The organism is Bradyrhizobium sp. BEA-2-5 (assembly GCF_032918025.1).
Lineage (GTDB): Bacteria > Pseudomonadota > Alphaproteobacteria > Rhizobiales > Xanthobacteraceae > Bradyrhizobium > Bradyrhizobium pachyrhizi.
Window position 1 is genome coordinate 3170379 of the sequence record NZ_CP136629.1, and the last position, 18458, is coordinate 3188836.

The 18458-nt window shown below is 65.7% G+C and carries 14 protein-coding genes and 1 pseudogene; 13 read left to right on the forward strand and 2 right to left on the reverse strand.

Annotated elements, in window-relative coordinates; genetic code table 11:
• Positions 1-6 precede the first annotated feature (6 nt).
• From RX327_RS14645 to RX327_RS14705, 13 genes and pseudogenes are all read left to right on the forward strand, one after another.
• Positions 7-1384, forward strand: a pseudogene (locus RX327_RS14645) (ATP-binding protein).
• A gap of 384 nt (positions 1385-1768) precedes the next feature.
• The gene (locus RX327_RS14650; protein ID WP_160321812.1) at positions 1769-2770 is read left to right on the forward strand and encodes a helix-turn-helix transcriptional regulator; all 1002 of its coding nucleotides are present in this window, start codon (positions 1769-1771) and stop codon (positions 2768-2770) included.
• 285 nt (positions 2771-3055) lie between these two features.
• A complete protein-coding gene (locus RX327_RS14655; RefSeq protein ID WP_283090226.1) occupies positions 3056-3190 on the forward strand; it encodes a hypothetical protein in 135 nt (44 codons plus the stop codon).
• A 162-nt stretch (positions 3191-3352) separates the two neighbouring features.
• Positions 3353-3724 (forward strand): hypothetical protein, encoded by a 372-nt coding sequence (locus RX327_RS14660; protein ID WP_152977853.1) that lies wholly within the window; start codon positions 3353-3355, stop codon positions 3722-3724.
• Between the two features lie 264 nt (positions 3725-3988).
• Positions 3989-5383 (forward strand): hypothetical protein, encoded by a 1395-nt coding sequence (locus RX327_RS14665; protein WP_317250666.1) that lies wholly within the window; start codon positions 3989-3991, stop codon positions 5381-5383.
• A 358-nt stretch (positions 5384-5741) separates the two neighbouring features.
• Positions 5742-6881 carry a c-type cytochrome biogenesis protein CcmI gene (ccmI, locus tag RX327_RS14670; RefSeq protein WP_317250667.1) on the forward strand — a complete coding sequence of 380 codons (1140 nt, stop codon included), beginning with the start codon at positions 5742-5744 and terminating at the stop codon, positions 6879-6881.
• A gap of 59 nt (positions 6882-6940) precedes the next feature.
• Positions 6941-7423 (forward strand): cytochrome c maturation protein CcmE, encoded by a 483-nt coding sequence (gene ccmE, locus RX327_RS14675; protein WP_317250668.1) that lies wholly within the window; start codon positions 6941-6943, stop codon positions 7421-7423.
• On the forward strand, positions 7420-9402 hold the full coding sequence (locus RX327_RS14680) for a heme lyase CcmF/NrfE family subunit (RefSeq protein WP_317250669.1): 1983 nt from the start codon (positions 7420-7422) through the stop codon (positions 9400-9402). Before ccmE ends, RX327_RS14680 begins: the two co-directional genes overlap by 4 nt.
• Complete coding sequence (locus RX327_RS14685; protein WP_317250670.1) at positions 9402-9908, forward strand: cytochrome c-type biogenesis protein; 507 nt, start codon at positions 9402-9404, stop codon at positions 9906-9908. Before RX327_RS14680 ends, RX327_RS14685 begins: the two co-directional genes overlap by 1 nt.
• Before the next feature lie 170 nt (positions 9909-10078).
• Positions 10079-11665: a Do family serine endopeptidase gene (locus RX327_RS14690; RefSeq protein ID WP_317250671.1), complete on the forward strand. Its 1587-nt coding sequence runs from the start codon at positions 10079-10081 to the stop codon at positions 11663-11665.
• A 265-nt stretch (positions 11666-11930) separates the two neighbouring features.
• On the forward strand, positions 11931-12611 hold the full coding sequence (locus RX327_RS14695) for a response regulator transcription factor (RefSeq protein ID WP_317251257.1): 681 nt from the start codon (positions 11931-11933) through the stop codon (positions 12609-12611).
• The gene (locus tag RX327_RS14700; protein WP_317250672.1) at positions 12595-14049 is read left to right on the forward strand and encodes a sensor histidine kinase; all 1455 of its coding nucleotides are present in this window, start codon (positions 12595-12597) and stop codon (positions 14047-14049) included. Before RX327_RS14695 ends, RX327_RS14700 begins: the two co-directional genes overlap by 17 nt.
• Positions 14046-17009: a bifunctional [glutamine synthetase] adenylyltransferase/[glutamine synthetase]-adenylyl-L-tyrosine phosphorylase gene (locus tag RX327_RS14705; RefSeq protein ID WP_317250673.1), complete on the forward strand. Its 2964-nt coding sequence runs from the start codon at positions 14046-14048 to the stop codon at positions 17007-17009. The genes RX327_RS14700 and RX327_RS14705 overlap by 4 nt, the downstream gene beginning before the upstream one ends.
• Before the next feature lie 405 nt (positions 17010-17414).
• Here RX327_RS14705 and RX327_RS14710 read toward each other — a convergent pair whose 3' ends face one another.
• Entirely contained in the window at positions 17415-17636 is a 222-nt protein-coding gene (locus tag RX327_RS14710; protein ID WP_028331549.1) for a formate dehydrogenase subunit delta, read from the reverse strand.
• Positions 17620-18456: a formate dehydrogenase accessory sulfurtransferase FdhD gene (fdhD, locus tag RX327_RS14715; protein WP_317250674.1), complete on the reverse strand. Its 837-nt coding sequence runs from the start codon at positions 18454-18456 to the stop codon at positions 17620-17622. The genes RX327_RS14710 and fdhD overlap by 17 nt, the downstream gene beginning before the upstream one ends.
• Between the last annotated feature and the right edge of the window lie 2 nt (positions 18457-18458).

Genomic DNA, 18458 nt, shown 5'->3' on the forward strand with positions numbered 1-18458 from the left:
GCCCTGATGGGCGGCAGCTCGCTTGCGACACGCCTGTTCGTCTCGGCGACCGCCTGGGTGGTGGTGATCCTGGCGATCACGGGCGTCATCCTGTCGTCGGTCTATCGCGACGCCACCGAGCGCGCCTTCGATCGGCGGCTCAATCTTTATCTGCGCACCCTCATCGCCGAGGTCGCGACCCCCGACGAGCCGCCGGACCGCCAGTTCCAGTCGCTGGGCGAGCCCCTGTTCGAGCTGCCGCTGTCCGGATGGTATTGGCAGATCACGCGCACCGACACCGAAAAGCCGGAGGTGCGCTCCTCGCGCTCGCTATGGGACAAGAAGCTGCCGAAGCTGGAGGAGCACGGCGCCGAGCTGACCGCCGCCGGGGTCCGCCTCGGCTATGTCGACGGGCCCGAAGGCCAGAGCCTGCGCGTGGTGGAGCGGCCGGTCGATCTCGGCGCCGACGGCAAGTTCCTGGTCAGCGTCGCCGGCGATGCCACCGAGATCTTCGATGAAACGCGAAGCTTCGATTACTATCTCGGCGGCACCTTCACTGCGCTCGGCATCGTGCTGCTGCTGACGACCGTGTTCCAGGTCCGCTTCGGTCTCGCACCGCTCAAGCGCATCTCGGAGTCGATCGCCGATATCCGCTCCGGCCGGGCGGAACGGCTCGAGGGTGAATTCCCGGTCGAGATCGCGCCGCTGGCGCGCGAGACCAACGCGCTGATCGATGCCAATCGCGAGATCGTCGAGCGCGCGCGCACCCATGTCGGCAATCTCGCCCACGCGATCAAGACGCCGCTCTCGGTCATCGTCAACGAGGCCGGCGCCCACCTGGCCGATCCGTTCGCGGCCAAGGTGATGGAGCAGGCGGGTCTGATGCGCGACCAGGTCGCCCATCATCTCGAGCGTGCGCGGATCGCCGCCCGTGCCACCATCGTCAGCACCATCACCGACGTCGCACCTGTGATCGAGGCGCTGCGGCGGACCATGGAGAAGATCCATCGCGATCGCGGCATCGTCGTCGAGGCCAGGGCCGATCCGTCGGCAAAATTTCGCGGCGAGCGGCAGGATCTGGAAGAGATGGTCGGCAATCTCGTCGACAATGCCTGCAAATGGGCGGCTTCGCAGGTGTCCGTCGAGGTCACCGTGGTCTCGCCCGAGGCCTCGGGCGCCGGGCCGAGGCTGCGCATTGTGGTCGACGACGACGGGCGCGGCCTGTCGGAAGCCGAGCGTGCCCAGGTGTCGCGGCGCGGCCAGCGGCTCGACGAGTTCGAAACCCGGCTCGGGGCTCGGCCTGTCGATCGTGACCGATCTCGCCGGCCTCTATGGCGGCAATCTCGCCCTGAACAACGCGCCGATCGGCGGCCTGCGGGCCGTGCTGATGCTGCCGGCGGTGTAGTATTGTATCTCTGATAGTCTGTCATTCCGGGGCGCGACGAAGTCGCGAACCCGGAATCCAGAGGTTGTGGATCGAGATTCCGGGTTCTCGCTTCGCGAGCCCCGGAATGACGCTGAGTGAATCACACATCAAAGACACAACACTAAAGCATGATCCGGAAAAGTGCGAAGCGGTTTTCCGAAAAGATCATGCTTAAGCAACGATCTAAAGCGCGATGACGATTTATCCTAATCGCATCGCGCTTTAGCGTCAGAAGCGGACAAAAGAGGTGCGCTTAGTCGTGTCGGTCAAGCGCCGACAACGGACCATATCGTTTACGATTGCTTAACTGACGTGCCCTTTGTAATGATTTATCGAGGGGCTGCCCCAAGACGGGAGGTCGAGATGCCAACGTCATCTCACCTTTTGCGGTGGTCGACCGAGATGCTTCCGGAGCGCACGCGGTTCTCGACGTTTCGTGAGGAGTTTGCGCGGCTGAACCTCGCGTTGGACGTGATAGACCACAGCGGTGGCCGCCCACGTATCGAAGTCACCTACTTGTCGCTCGGTGCGGTTGGCGTTTGTCGCCTTGTCACGACGCCGGTGGAGTTTATTCGTCACAAACACCACCTCAAGGATAGCCGTGAACAATTCGGACTGAACCTCGTCGAGGCCGGACCGGTCCAATTTGCAAATGCTGGCCAAGAGCATGCCTATGACGTCGGCTCCGCTTGTTTGGTCGATCGGGGAAGGACGCTGCGAGTATTTGGGCCGCGTGGGGGGAGCGTCAAATTCGTAACCGTGCAGGCTGCCGCCCTTAGGTCTCTGGTTGCCAACCCGGAAGATCTATCAGGTCGGCCAGTGCGTTCCGGACCGGCGCTGAGCCTCGTCAACCGCTACCTTCGGTCGCTCGCATCCTTTAAAGAACCTCCGTCATCACAACTGGCCGCCACCGTCAGCGTCCATCTCCTCGATCTTGTAGCTGCGACGCTCGGGCCGACCAACCAAGCAGCAGACATCGTTAGGGAGCGCGGTGTGAAGGCAGCAAAGCTGCAGGCGATCCTGGCGGAGGTCGCGCGACGCTCCAGCGATCCCAATTTCGATTTGAACAAGGTCGCTGGAGCGATCGGCATGTCGCGGCGATACGTGCAAAAATTGCTCGACGAGGGGACCGGAAAGTCGTTCACCGAGCACCTTGCAGGATGCCGGCTTCAGCGTGCCTTCGCGATGTTGACTGACCCACACCATCTGCATTTGGCCATCATAGATATCGCGTATGCAGCCGGCTTTGGTGACGTTTCTTATTTCAATCGCACGTTCCGCCGGCACTTCGGCGAGACGCCCTCAGGTGTGCGCGCCGCATCGACCATACGAGAGCAGAAGCGATCCTCCGCCCCCTCACAGTAAGCAATGCATGGGCAGAAGAACCAAACCTGAAAAACACCCGGGTTAAATATCCTCAAGGGGGGACAGTCCCGCGTACCCGCTTTCCGAGGCAGGCGCTAAAGTACCTACGCCATCGTCGCCGACCCGGTTCACAGTGCTAGAATTTATAGGCCCATCAATTTTTTTGGACCTCGTTTATCGATCGACCACCAATTCCTGCCATTATCCCACCATTGCAGGTAGGTCGCGATCAGCGGCAGCGAATTCCGAAATTCTCTTGGACCCTTCTTTTCCGAAGGAGAGGCCATGCTCAAAGGCTTCGCAATTGCAATCATCGCGCTGTCTAGCGCATCGCAAGTCGATCAGTACTTCACCAATGGCAGGTACACCGACGCCGTCATGGCGATGCTGAGGCAGATGAGGCACTCGTTCGGCATTTGAACCGCGCGGATCAACCGGGCTTCCCAAGCGCGTCTGCTTGCAGCCCGAAATCGGACGTGAGGGTGACTTCCGCGTGGGACCACAAGCGGAAGAACCTGATCGTATCGTCTCGGGTCCGTCGCCTACCTTGATCCAAGCCACATCATTCTGCGCCAGCGCGAGGTGTTTCTTCTGCGGGTGACAGGGCGATGTCAGAATGCCTTTGAGTGGACCCTGCGCGTTCACTATTTTGCCGACAATGCAGGCTTGACCGAAGCGCAACTGCGCGCATCGGTCCACGGCACTGCCGATGACACCTGTTGGGAATCCGGTGACCGCATCCTCATCCGCCTTGCTGATGAACTGCATGACACGGCCACGATCGGCGATGCACTTTGGGACGACATGCGCCCCGTCATCACCGATGAAGCGATCCTGCAGCGGATATTGCTGGCGGGTCACTATCGAACCAATGCTTACATCTCGAAGGGACTGCGGGTTCCCGTGGAATCTCGGATCAACCGCCCATTTCCGGTCGCAAAAGTGGAAGTCTGAACCGCGTAACCAAATTTCGACGCTCGGGGAGCGCCAGGCGAGCCGATGCGACCTGCGAGGAAAGTTGGACGAGGCCCGCCTTGGGACAAGGCGATATCGCTGACGTCCGGTCCGCGTGTCTGCTTCGCCCCTGAAAGCGGGCGTCCCTGTTCTCGCTTCGGCGCCGCTATTATTCCTAAACGGCTTCTTAACGCGCCGACCTCTATCATAGCGGGCGGACGGGCTGCGGCTTTTGCCGGGCACCAAGCTTTCACGACCGGGCGCATGAGCCAGAAATCGACCGAGCGGCTGAGGGATTATCTCGCACAGCTTCCGCCGCAATCGCAGGCGCTGCTGATGCGCGAGCTGGAGCGCGCCGTCGAACGTGGCGACGACGTCGCGGTCGCCAATCTGGTCCTCGAACAGCTGCGCAAGATCGTGCGCGGGGCCGAGGAGGACGAGCAGATCCAGCCGCGCAGCGATGATCCGGCGCGGCTCCTGTTCCGGCCGCTCGAGCCATTCCTCGCCGAGACCAATTTCCCGACCCGGCCGGGCCAGCTCCGGCGCGCCTCGCTGCTGCCGATCTGGCAATGGCTGGCCCGCGAGGGCGCGCCCGAGGCGGCTCGCGCGTTCGAGGCGGCGCTCGCCGCGGCCACGGAGAGCGGTCCGATGGAAACTGCCGCGCGCAAGTTCCAGCTTGCGGCCGCGGACGCCATCCTCAAGATCGCGGGGCCAAGTCAGGACGATCGCCAACGCGCGCTGTCGCGGGTCGGTCCGCCAAACGTGGTCGAGGACCTGCTGCCGATCGGCCTCGTCCTGCAGGCCCGCGAGGCGCTGGAAACCCTGGGCAGCCGGCTGCCGAGCCAGATCCGCGTGTTCGCCGATTCCCAGATCGCCTCCGCCACGGAAGCGCTCAAGCTGCCGTCGCTGCAGACGCCGCAAATGCTGCCGTTTGCGCTGTCATTGATTGCGCAGCGGCTCACCGCCCCCTGGCAGATCATCCGCCTCGCCATCAAGATTGCCGCGTCCGACGACGAACTGCGGGTTGCGGCGACGCCGTACGGTATCGCCGTCACCATCGCGCTGCACGACCTGTCGTTCGTCGCGGCCTGCCTGCGCACCGACATCAGGCGCGGGCATTTCGATTATGTCGGCGAGCATCTCAAGACGCTGCACGACGGCGTGCGCGGCCTGCGCACCGAGCTCGACCTGCGCAACGATTCCGCCTGGGGCAAGCAGTTGACGTCGATCCGCGCCGACATTTCCAATGCGCTGCAGTCCGAGATCGACAGCGTTCCCGGCCGCGTTCGCCGCATCCTGCGCCAGCGCCCCGAGAAGGACATCACGGCCGGCGCCAAGATCGACCAGTCCGAAGTCGAGGACGCCGCCGCGCTGATCGATTTCGTCGCGGTGTGCCGCACCTATGCCAGCGAGCTCGCCATCAACGAGGTGACCCTGCGGACCTTCTCCGACCTGCAACATTATGTCGAGCAGTCGACCGAGGGGCTGGTGCAGTCGCTGCGCGGCGGCGACGCGCGGGTCCGGGCCTTCCGACAGCAGCAGGTGCAGGCCGCGATCCGCTTCTGCCAGGTGCTGTTCGGCGACGATTACGCCTCGTTGATGAGCCGGGCCGCCGAAAACGCCGTGACCGGTGAGCGCAAATCTTCCCGCGCGGGGTAGCGAGATCGCGCAATTCGCGAGCATGTTCGACGGCAAGCCGACCCGCCAAGGCGGGACGATGGGCATTTGCGTTATTTCGGAATAATGGAAGTGTGGCACTGATTTGCCCGACGTGTCAACCATCAATCGAGCGCCGGCGACCGCCCCGCTACTTTGCATGGGGTTGTTTTCGATATTTTGGCAGCGCGCGCCTTCGCCAGGAGACACCGTTGCAATCCCGTCGGAACGGCACCGAAAACCGCCTGATTTCGACCTTCCGCCGATCCAGTAATTGTCAATTGCCGGGCTCGCCGCCGGTAGTGTAAAGCGATTCTAAGGCGGCTTGCCGGAAGCCGCCGTTCCATCCGGGAACCGCTTGATGACTCTATGGTTCGTGTTCGCGCTGATGACGGTCGCGGCGATTTTCGCCGTGCTCTGGCCGCTTGGCCGCCGCGGGCGCACGGATACCGGTGGCAGCGAGGTCGTGGTCTACCGCGACCAGCTCGCCGAAATCGACCGCGACATGGCCGCCGGTATCATCCGTGCCGCCGAGGCCGATGCCGCGCGGATCGAGATCAGCCGCCGGCTGCTGGCCGCCGCCGATCAGGGCGGACGTGAGGCTCCGGTGCAAGGCAGCCTCAATCTGCGGCGCACTGCCGCGATCGTCGGCCTGGTCGGATTGCCTGTGATTGCCTCAAGCTTCTATCTCGCGCTCGGCTCGCCGCGCCTCGGTGACTTCCCGCTCGCCGAGCGCGGCCGGGTGGCCGACGCCAACCAGCCGCTCGCCAATCTGGTCGCCCAGGTCGAGGCGCATCTGGAAAAGAACCCGACCGACGGCCGCGGCTGGACGGTGCTGGCGCCGGTGCTGTCGCGCCTCGGCCGCTACGATGACGCCGTCCGCGCCTATCGCAACGCCATCACCTATGCCGGCGACAGCGCCGATCGCCGCGCCGATCTCGGCGAGGCGCTGATGGGGACTGCCGGCGGCGTCGTCACCGCGGACGCCAAGGCGGAATTCGAGCGCGCGGTCGCGCTGAATGGCGACGATGCCAAGGCCAACTATTTCCTCGGCCTCGCCGCCGAGCAGGACGGCCGCAAGGCTGATGCCGCGGAGCTCTGGCAGAAGATGCTGGCGAAGGCGCCGGCGGACGCGCCGTGGCGGCCGCTGGTGCAGGCCGCGCTCGTGAGGGTCGGCGGCAGCTCGCCCGGCGGCGTCAGCTCGCCCGGTGGCGTGAGCGCACCGGCGCTGCCGGACAGTGCGGTGGCCGCGGCCCGGGACATGAGCGAGGCCGATCGCGGCACCATGATCAAAGGCATGGTCGATCGTCTGGCCACGCGGCTGAAGCAGAACGGTGACGATGTCGAGGGCTGGCTGCGCCTGGTGCGCGCCTATCTCGTGATGGGCGAGCGGGACAAGGCCATGAGCGCACTCGCGGATGCCCGTCAGGCGGTCGCCAACGATGCGGACCGGTTGCGTCAGCTCAATGAAGGGCTGAAGAATCTCGGGCTGGATGGATAACGCATGATGCCGAAAAGTGCGCAGCGGTTTTCGGAGGATGTCATGCGCAAGGATGGAACATGACCAGGAAGCAACGGCGTTTGACACTGATCGGCTGCGCGCTCGTCGTGCTCGCGATCGCCGCGCTGGTGCTCAACGCACTTCGCGACTCCATCGTGTTCTTCTCGACGCCAACCATGGTCGCCGAGAAGCACGTCGAGCCCGGCAAGCGGTTTCGCCTCGGCGGGCTGGTGCAGCCCGGCTCGCTGCAGCGCGGCGACAATCTCGCGGTGACCTTCGAGGTCGCCGACGGCAACGCAAAGCTGCCGGTCGCCTACAAAGGCATCCTGCCCGACCTGTTCCGCGAAGGGCAGGGCGTGGTCGCCGAAGGCGCACTCGACGCCAACGGCGTGTTCAAGGCCGATACCGTCCTTGCCAAGCACGACGAGACTTACATGCCCAAGGAGGTCGCCGATGCCCTGAAGAAGCAGGGGCACTGGAAGGACGATTACGGTGCGAAGCCGAGCGCCTCCGCGGCGCCGACACAGGGAGCCGTGCGGTGATTGCCGAAAGTGGACATTACGCCCTGGTGCTCGCGCTCGGGCTCGCGCTGATCCAGTCCATCGTGCCGATCGTCGGCGCGCGCTGGCGCGATGCGGCGCTGATGAACGTCGCGCGCTCGACCGCACTCGCCCAGTTGCTGTTCGTCGGTGTGTCGTTCGCAGCGCTCGTGATGCTGCACGTGAATTCGGATTTCTCCGTCGCCAACGTGTACGAGAACTCGCACTCGACGAAGCCGCTGCTCTACAAGATCACGGGCGTGTGGGGGAACCATGAAGGCTCGATGCTGCTGTGGGTGTCGATCCTCGCGCTGTTCGGCGGTTTGGTCGCGAGCTTCGGCAACAATCTGCCGCTGTCGCTGCGCGCGCATGTGCTGGCCGTGCAGGCCTGGGTCGCCAGCGCCTTCTATCTCTTCATCCTGGTGACATCGAATCCGTTCCTGCGCATCGCCAATCCGCCGATCGAGGGGCGCGATCTCAATCCGGTGCTGCAGGACATCGGTCTGGCCGTGCATCCGCCGATGCTCTATCTCGGCTATGTCGGCTTCTCGATCTCGTTTTCCTTCGCCATTGCGGCGCTGATGGAGGGACGGATCGACGCGGCCTGGGCGCGCTGGGTGCGGCCGTGGACACTGGTCGCCTGGATCTTCCTGACGCTCGGCATCGCCATGGGGTCGTACTGGGCCTATTACGAGCTCGGCTGGGGCGGCTGGTGGTTCTGGGATCCGGTCGAGAACGCCTCGCTGATGCCGTGGCTCGCCGGCACCGCGCTGCTGCATTCCGCGCTGGTGATGGAGAAGCGCAATGCGCTGAAGGTCTGGACGATACTGTTGTCGATCCTGACCTTCTCCCTGTCGCTGCTCGGCACTTTCCTGGTGCGCTCGGGCGTCATCACCTCCGTGCATGCCTTCGCTACCGATCCCACCCGCGGCGTGTTCATCCTGCTGATCCTCTGCCTGTTCATCGGCGGCAGCCTTGCGCTGTTCGCGGGTCGCGCCACCTCGTTGAAGCAGGGCGGCCTGTTCGCGCCGATCTCGCGCGAGGGCGCGCTGGTGCTGAACAATCTCTTGCTCACCACCGCCTGCGCGACCGTGTTCATCGGTACGCTGTACCCGCTGGCGCTCGAGGTGCTGACCGGTGAGAAGATGTCGGTCGGCGCTCCCTTCTACAATCTCACCTTCGCCCCGCTGTTTGCCCTGTTGCTGCTCGCGGTGCCGTTCGGGCCGATGCTGGCGTGGAAGCGCGGCGATCTGCTCGGCGCGGCACAGCGGCTGATGGTGGCCGGCATCGTCGCGCTGGTTGCGATGGCGCTGGTGTTGGCGTGGACCTATGGCGGCGCGACCTTGGCGCCGCTTGCGATCGGGCTGGCGGTGTTCGTGATCATGGGCGCGCTGTGCGATCTCGCCGAGCGCATCGCGCTGTTCCGGATTCCGTTGTCGCTCTCGCTGCGCCGCGCGCGCGGGTTGCCACGCGCGACCTGGGGCACGGCGTTTGCGCATGCCGGCCTCGGCGTCGCGCTGATCGGGATCGTCTGCGAGACCACCTGGAACAGCGAATACATCGCGACGATGAAGCCGAACGACGTCGCTCATGTCGCCGGCTACGAGCTGAAGCTCGACGGGCTGAACCCGCGGCAGGGGCCGAACTTCCGCGAGATGGTCGCGCAATTCACCGTGACACGTGACGGCGAGAAGGTCAGCGTGATGACGCCGTCGAAGCGCAGCTTCACCACGCGCGGCTCGTCGACGACCGAGGCCGCGCTGCTGACGCGCGGCGCGAGCCAGCTCTACGTCTCGCTCGGCGACGCCACCGCCGAAGGCGCGATCGCCGTGCGCATCTATTACAAGCCGATGGTGCTGCTGATCTGGTGGGGGCCGGTGCTGATGGCGTTCGGCGGCGTGCTCTCGCTCTCCGATCGTCGCCTGCGTGTCGGCGCGCCGAAGCCGGCCAAAGCAGCACGCGCATTGCAGGCGGCCGAGTGATGCGGTCGCGCGCGCTTGCAGCCGCCGTGCTTGCGGCGACCCTGATGCACGGTGCGATGCCCGCCCGGGCGGTGCTGCCCGACGAGGTCATGGCGGATCCGGCGAAGGAGGCGAGGGCGCGCGAGCTCTCCAACGAGCTGCGCTGCATGGTCTGCCAGAACCAGTCGATCGACGATTCCGACGCCCCGCTGGCACGCGACCTGCGGCTCCTGGTGCGCGAGCGTATCGCCGCCGGCGACAGCAATTCCCAGGTGCTCGACTTCCTGGTGGCGCGCTACGGCGAGTTCGTGCTGCTGAAACCGCGCTTCAACGAGCACACGCTGCTGCTGTGGCTGACCCCGCCGCTGGCGCTGCTGCTGGGCGGTTTTGCGCTTTGGCGGCTCGGCCGGCGCAAGGCAAATCCGGCGGCGGGCGGGGGCGATTCCGCTCCTGGACTGACGTCCGACGAGCGGGCGCGCCTGGAACGCCTGCTGGCGGCCGAATCCGCGCCGGACAAGCCGCTTTAGTTCCCTTTTAAGTCCTTTATTTACCTGCGCTATTCTGCCGCAGCGGCGGCCGCTTCAATTACAAAAGTTTAATTCCGCAGCCAGCGCGCCGTAAGGCTGGTGACCCCATGTTCAGACCCATCAGGTGCTTGCCCCGGCACCAATGATTCTGGCCCTGGAGATTTCAAGACATGACCGATCGTCCCGACCTCTCGACCCTTCCGTCCTACAAGGCGCCGAAGCGCTCGCTGTTCTCTGCCCGCAAACTCGCGCTGATGGCGTCGGTCGTGGCCGGCCTCGGTGCCGCCACCTATGGCTTCAGCCCCTCGCACAACCCCGCCGATCTGTTCACGACGCCCGCGCATGCGCAGGTCAATAACGAGGTCAAGAAGGTTCAGCAGCCGGTCGGTTTTGCCGATATCGTCGAGCGCGTGAAGCCGTCGGTGATCTCGGTGAAGGTCAACATCAAGGAGAAGATTGCGAGCAACGATGACGGCGATGATTCCGCCTCGCCGTTCCAGCCGGGCTCGCCGATGGAGCGCTTCTTCCGCCGCTTCGGCGGTCCCGATGGCTTGCCCCCGGGCCTGCGCGGTGGACCGCGTGGCGGTGGCGTGGTGACGGGCCAGGGCTCCGGCTTCTTCATCTCGGCCGACGGCTATGCCGTGACCAACAACCACGTGGTCGACGGCGCCGACAAGGTCGAGGTCACCACCGATGACGGCAAGACCTACACCGCCAAGGTGATCGGCACCGACCAGCGCACCGACCTCGCCTTGATCAAGGTCGAGGGCGGCTCGAACTTCCCGTTCGCCAAGCTCGCCGACAGCAAGCCGCGCATCGGCGACTGGGTGCTCGCGGTCGGCAATCCCTTCGGTCTTGGCGGCACTGTGACCGCGGGCATCGTCTCGGCCAGCGGCCGCGATATCGGCAACGGTCCCTATGACGATTTCATCCAGATCGATGCGCCCGTGAACAAGGGCAATTCCGGCGGCCCGGCCTTCGATACCAACGGCGAGGTGATGGGCGTCAACACCGCGATCTACTCGCCGTCCGGCGGCAGCGTCGGCATCGCGTTCTCGATTCCGGCCAACACCGTCAAGAGCGTGGTCGCGCAGCTGAAGGACAAGGGCTCGGTCAGCCGCGGCTGGATCGGCGTCCAGATCCAGCCCGTGACCTCCGACATCGCCGACAGCCTCGGTATGAAGAAGGCCGAAGGCGCGCTGGTGGCGGAGCCGCAGGCCAACGGTCCGGCCGCCAAGGCGGGCATCGAGTCCGGCGACGTGATCACGGCGGTCAACGGTGAATCCGTCAAGGACGCCCGTGAGCTCGCCCGCACCATCGGCGGCCTCGCGCCCGGCAATGCCGTGAAGCTCAACGTGCTGCACAAGGGCCAGGACAAGGTCGTGAACCTCACCCTCGGCCAGCTGCCGAACACGGTCGAGGCCAAGGCCGACACCGACAAGGACAGCGGCAAGGGTGCCAATCGCGGCACCGACGTGCCCAAGCTCGGCATGACCGTGGCCCCCGCCAATTCGGTGGCCGGCGCCGGCAAGGAAGGCGTCGTCGTCACCGAGGTCGATCCGAAGAGCGCCGCGGCCGAACGCGGCTTCAAGGAAGGCGACGTGATCCTCGAAGTCGGTGGCAAGAGCGTGGCCACCGCGGGCGAAGTCCGTGACGCCATCAACGCGGCGCGGACCGACAACAAGAACAGCGTCCTGATGCGCGTGAAGAGCGGCGGTTCGTCGCGCTTTGTGGCAGTGCCGCTGGCGAAGGGATAACTATCTATGAGTTGGAAGGTGTCGCCGGCATCAGTCGCCCCCGCCGACGGCGCTTTCCGGGGGGCGGGCCCCTTGCTCGCTCCCTACGTTGCCTTTCGATGGAATATGCCCCCCTCTGTCGGAAGGTCTCAGGGCGGTGAGGTCCCCCAGCTTCACCGCCCACTTTTTTCAAGCAATCGAGAATATGCGCGGTCGTCTTGCATGTGCAGGCCGGCCGCGTCATGCTGACAGAGGGCCAATTTCCGTGACCGCAATCGCTCCGCAAATGCGCATCCTGATCATCGAAGACGACCGTGAGTCAGCCGACTATCTGGTCAAGGCATTCCGCGAAGTCGGCTATATCGCCGATCTCGCCTCCGATGGCGAGGAAGGGCTGTCGATGGCCGAGTCCGGCGATTACGACGTTCTGGTGGTCGATCGCATGCTGCCCAAGCGCGACGGCCTGTCGCTGATCGGCGCACTGCGCGACAAGGGCAGCACGACGCCGGTGCTGATTCTCTCCGCGCTCGGGCAGGTCGACGACCGCATCAAGGGCCTGCGTGCCGGCGGCGACGATTATCTGCCGAAGCCCTATTCGTTCGCCGAGCTCCTGGCCCGTGTCGAAGTGCTGTCGCGCCGCCGCGGCGGCCCGGCCGAGGACACGCTCTACCGGGTCGGCGATCTCGAGCTCGACCGGCTGTCGCATCGCGTCGCCCGCGGCAAGGACGAGCTGACGCTGCAGCCGCGCGAATTCCGCCTGCTCGAATATCTGATGAAGCATGCCGGCCAGGTGGTGACGCGCACCATGCTGCTCGAGAACGTCTGGGACTATCATTTCGATCCGCAGACCAACGTGATCGACGTGCACATTTCACGGCTCCGCTCCAAGATCGACAAGGGTTTCGAGCGCCCGTTGCTGCACACGATCCGCGGCGCCGGGTACATGATCCGTGACGGCATTCGGTAAACTCGTCCGCACCACGGCGTTCCGGCTGACGCTGGTCTATCTGCTGCTGTTCGCGATGTTCGCGGCCTCGCTGCTGGCCTATTTCGCCTGGAACACGCGGCGGCTGATCACCGAGGAGATCACGCAGACGGTCAATGCCGAGATCAGCGAGATCACCGACATCTACAACCGCCGCGGCCTGCGCGGCCTGCTGAGCACCATGGGCAATCGGGCGCTGCGCCCGGGCGCGAACCTCTATCTCGTGACCACCCCGACCGGGCAGGCGGTCGCCGGCAATGTCGGCTCGCTGGCCCCGGGCGTGATGAGCACGCAGGGCTGGACCGAGACCGCCTATCGCCGGCTCGACGACCAGGACAAGACCGATCACCGCGCGCTGGTGCGCGTCACCGAATTGGAGAACGGCTTCCGCCTGCTGATCGGCCGCGACCTCGCCGAGCGGCGGCGCCTGTTCGGCATCGTCGCCAAGGCGGCGCAATGGTCGGTCCTGATCGTGGTCGTGCTTGGCCTCGCCGGCGGCATTTTCGTCGCGCGGAGGGTGCTGAGGCGCATCGACGCCATGACCGGCACCACCAAGCGCATCATGGCGGGCGATCTGTCCGGCCGGCTGCCGGTCGGCCGCAGCGGCGACGAGATCGATCGCCTCGCCGAGAACCTCAACGCCATGCTCGAGCGGATCGAGGCGCTGATGGCGGGCCTGAAGGAGGTTTCCGACAACATCGCCCACGATCTCAAGACGCCGTTGACGCGGCTGCGCAATCGCGCCGAGGAGGCGCTGGCGAGATCAGGCTGCGAGGCCGATTACCGCGCCGCGCTGGAGCGGACTATCGAGGAATCCGACGGGCTGATTCGTACTTTCAACGCGCTTCTGATGATCGCGCGCGCCGAGTCCGGACAGGCGCGCGGCAACATGGATGATTTCGACGCCGCCGATGTCGCCAATGGCATCCACGAGCTCTACGAACCCCTGGCGGAGGACGACGGCATGACCTTGAAGGTGAAGGCCGATCCGACGCCGGTTCATGCCAACCGCGAGTTGATCAGCCAGGCGCTCGCCAATCTGGTCGAGAATGCGATCAAATACGGCAAGCCCGACGTGAGCGTGCAGCCGCTCAATGCGGATGCGCGGGAGATCCTGATCGAGGCCCGGCGCGAAGGCGATCAGGTGCTGCTCAGCGTCGCCGATCGCGGCCCCGGGATCCCCGAAAGCGACCGCAAGCATGTCGTCGAGCGCTTCGTCCGGCTGGAGGCGAGCCGCACGCTGCCGGGCTCCGGCCTCGGCCTCAGCCTCGCCTCGGCTGTTGCCACGCTGCATGGCGGAGAGCTCAGGCTCGGCGATGCCCATCCGGGGCTGATCGCCACCCTGGTGCTGCCCGCGCGGGCGGGCGGCAGTGACAGGCTTGCGGCTCAAACGCAGGATGTGCCACAGAAGGCGGCATGAATGCCGCCGCGCCGGGAAACGCGGATCGACATCGTCTGGCCGCGCGGTTCGCGGACGGACCGCGTGTCGCCGCGCCCGTATCCGCCGATCAGCGCCTGACCGACTGGTTCGCCGAGCTCGAGCCGGCGCAATCGGGCGCGCTCAATGCGTTGCTCGAACATCCGTTCGCACGCGACATCCTGCGCGGAATCGCCGAGTTCTCGCCCTACCTGTTCGAGCTCGCGCGCGCCGACGCCGCGCGGCTGATCCGGATCCTGTCATGCGACCCGGAACAGCATCTGGCCGGCCTGATCGAGACGACGTCGCGCGAGGTGCTCGCCGCCGGCAGCGAGGCCGAGGTGATGCGTCTGCTTCGCCGGATGAAGGCGGAGGCCGCGCTGCTGATCGCGCTGTGCGACATTGGCGGTGTCTGGCCGGTGATGCGGGTGACGGCGGCGCTCACCGACATCGCGGTGAATTCGGTGCAATCGGCGCTGCGATATTTGTTCCGGCAGGAAGTAGCTCGCGGCCGGATGACCGCCGCCGATCCCGATCACCCCGAAGCGGGTTCGGGGCTGATCGTGCTCGCGATGGGCAAGATGGGCGCGGGCGAGCTGAACTATTCCAGCGACATCGATCTGATCGTGTTCTTCGATCCCGATGCGACAACGCTGGCGGCGGACATCGAGCCGCAGCCGTTCTTCGTCCGTGTGACGCAGGGGATGGCGCGCATGCTGCAGCAGCGCTCGGGCGACGGCTATGTGTTCCGGGTCGATCTCAGGCTGCGTCCGGACCCGGCCTCGACCCAGGTCGCGATCTCGACGGACGCCGCGCTGCATTACTACGAGCGGGAAGGCCGCACCTGGGAGCGCGCTGCGATGATCAAGGCGCGGGCCTGCGCCGGCGATCCCAGGGCGGGTGAAGCGCTTCTGGCAGAGATCGCGCCCTTCGTCTGGCGCAAGCATCTCGACTTCGCCGCGCTCGCCGACGTTCACGACATGAAGCGGCAGATGCAGACCTATCGTGGCCAGAGCGAGGTCGCGGTCGAGGGACATAACGTCAAGGTCGGGCGCGGCGGCATCCGCGAGATCGAGTTCTTCGCGCAGACTCAGCAGCTGATTGCGGGCGGCCGCCATCCGGAATTGCGGGTGCGGCCGACGCTTGAGGCGCTCGATGTACTCGCCTCCAGCAAGTGGATCACCTCTGCGGCGCGCGACGAGCTGACGACGGCCTACGAATTCCTGCGCCGGGTCGAGCATCGCCTCCAGATGATCGCGGACGAGCAGACCCATACGCTGCCCGAAGCGCCCGAGGACGTCGAGCGTTTTGCGCATTTCTTCGGCTACGAAAATCGCGAGGCCTTCGCCAGGGACCTGCTCGGCCAGCTCAAGATCGTGCAGAACCACTACGGCAAGCTGTTCGAGGGCGACGATCCGACCGGCACCGCGAAGCTGCCGGACATCGACTACGGCGCCGGACCCGAGGACGCCCGCCTGATCGAGCATCTCGCCAATCTCGGCTTCAAGAAGCCCATTGCGGTTGCCGGCACCGTGCAGCAATGGATCGAGGGCGACTATCGCGCGCTACGCGTCGAGGCGACGCGCGCCGCGTTCCTCGAATTCATTCCCGGCCTGATCGACGGCCTCGCGAATGCCGAGGAGCCGGACGATGCGGTGGCGGCGTTCGACCGTTTCCTCGGCGCGCTGCAGCGGGGCGGCCGGCTGATCACGCTGCTTGGCCAGAACCGCGATCTCGTCGCGCTGGTGGCGCTGGTGCTGGGGGCGGCGCCGCGGCTCGGCGAGATGCTGGCGCGGCAGCCGCAGCTCATGGATGGTCTGATCGACCCGCGCTTCTTCGGCGCCATGCCCGACAGGCAGGAATTGTCGGGCCGGCTCGCGGCCACCGTGCGAGACGCGGACTCCTACGAGGAGTTTCTCGATCGCCTGCGCCTGTTCGGCCAGGAGAGCCTGTTCCTGATCGGTACGCGCATCCTGTCCGGCACGGTTTCGGCGCAGCAGGCGAGCACCGCCTTTGCCGATGTCGCCGAAGGAATCGTGCACACGGTGCATGGCCTCGTCGCCGATCGCTTTGCCGCCCAACACGGCCGGATCAAGGGGCAGGAGACCGCGATCATCGCGATGGGCCGGCTCGGCAGCCGCGAGATGACGGCCTCGTCCGATCTCGACCTGATCCTGCTCTACGATTTCGACAGCGACGATCCGGACTCCGATGGACCGAAATCGCTTCACGGCGCGCATTATTTCGCGCGGTTCACCCAGCGCCTGATCAGCGCCTTCACGACGCGCACCAATTACGGCGTGCTCTATGAGATCGACATGCGCCTGCGGCCGTCGGGACGCGCCGGCCCGGTGGCCTCGAGTCTCGTTTCATTCGCGGACTACCAGGCCACCGAGGCCTGGACCTGGGAGCACATGGCGTTGACGCGCGCCCGCGTGGTGTCGGCGTCGCCCGAATTCCGCGAGAAGATCGAGACGATCATCCGCAGCGTGCTGACCCGGCCGCGCGATGCGGCATCGGCCGCGGCCGACGTCGCCGACATGCGGCGTGCGATCGCGCAGGAAAAGGGCGAGGCCGATTGCTGGGATATCAAGCATGCGGCCGGCGGCATGGTCGACATCGACTTCATCGCGCAATATCTCCAGCTCGTGCATGCCCCGGTGAAGCCGGAAATCCTCAGCGTCTCCACGCTGCAGGTGCTCGACAACGCCGCCAGGCTCGGTGTGCTCGCGCAGTCCGAGACCGAGATCTTGCGTGCCGCGGCGCGGCTCTATCACGACCTGACGCAGATCCTGCGGCTTTGCGTGACCGGCAAGTTCAATCCGGAGACCGCGGGCGAGGACCTGCTGCGCGTGATGGCGCGGGCCGGGGACACGCCGGATTTCTCCGCACTGGAAGCCCGCCTGCGCGAGACCCAGAGCGAGGTGCGCCGCGTCTTCAACGCGATCGTGGGCGGGGCCTGATCCGACTGCGATGCTCGACCCGTCATCCTGAGCTGCGAGCTCTTGCGAGCCTCGAAGGATGACGGGACTGAAGCCGGGACAACATGTCCGACGTCGTCCCTGCGAAAGCAGGACCCATAACCACAGGGTTTAATTGTTGAGGAAGGCTGTGGCCCCAGCCCTGCGCAACAATGGCCTTCGGTGGTTATGGGTCCCGGCTTTCGCCGGGACGACATTGAATGTTTGGCGCCGCTCCTCCGCCATATATTCACATTCTGTGAGGTGCGAGCTCTTTCGAGCCTCGAAGGATGAGCGGCCACAGTCGGGCCGTCGCCCTTCGAGACGGCCGCTTTGCGGCCTCCTCCAGCGACAATGGCAAAGCCATTGTGCGGGGTGACGGTGCGGAGCTGAGCCTGCAAAAGCGCCCTACGCCTGCTGCTTCAGCTTCTGCAGGGCATCGCGGACGTCGGGATCGAGGCCGGTGCCGCCGGCGTCGAGATGGGCGAAGATCTGCTTGCGCATCCGCGGATCCCAGAACTTCCAGATGTGCTCGGAAATGCCCTGCACGGCGCGGTCGCGCCCCTGGCTCTGGAAGAACTTTCCGATCTGGTTCGCCATATAGACCAGTTTGTCAGGCGACGACGACATAAGCGGACTCCTTGCCGGCCACCGCGCCTGTGACGCGTTCCGGATGCGTAAAGATTTCAAATCCATCGGCGCGAGCGATCGCGGCGAGCGTGATGCCGGCGGCATCCGCCATCCGTACCGCAAGCGCGGTCGGCGCCGACACCGCGGCGATCAGCGGCGCGCCGATCGCGGCCGTCTTCTGCACCATCTCCACCGAGACCCGGCTGGTCAGCAGCACCATGCCGCCGCGCGCATCCGCGCGGCTGCGCGCCAGGGCGCCGGCGAGCTTGTCGAGCGCGTTGTGACGGCCGACATCCTCGCGCAGCGCGACGATGCCGCGTGCGGGGGACCAGAACGCGGCGGCGTGAACGGCGCGGGTTTGCAGGTTGATCGACTGCAAGGGCGCGATGGCCTGCATCGCCGCCATGATCTCGCGCGGCGAGAATACGCGGCCGGCGCGCACCACCGCGGCCGGCCGGACCGCCTCGCTGATGGAATCGAGGCCGCACAGGCCGCAGCCGGTCGGTCCGGCGATGTTGCGCCGCCGCTCGGCGATCCGCTCGGCCCTGTCAGGCCTGAGCCACATCCGAAGCTCGATGCCGTCATCGAGCTCGACGATGTCGAGGGTCTCGATCTCGTCGGCCGCTTGCACGATGCCTTCGCTCAGGCTGAATCCAACGGCGAAGTCGCCCAGGTCCTCGGGCGTTCCCATCATGACGGCGTAGGTGCCGCCATTATAGGTCAGCGCCAGCGGAGTCTCCTCCGGGATCAGCCGCGCGCCGTCGCTGAAGACGCCGTCACGCCAGACTTTCCGCCTCGATTGGTGGACGGGCTCGCGCATCG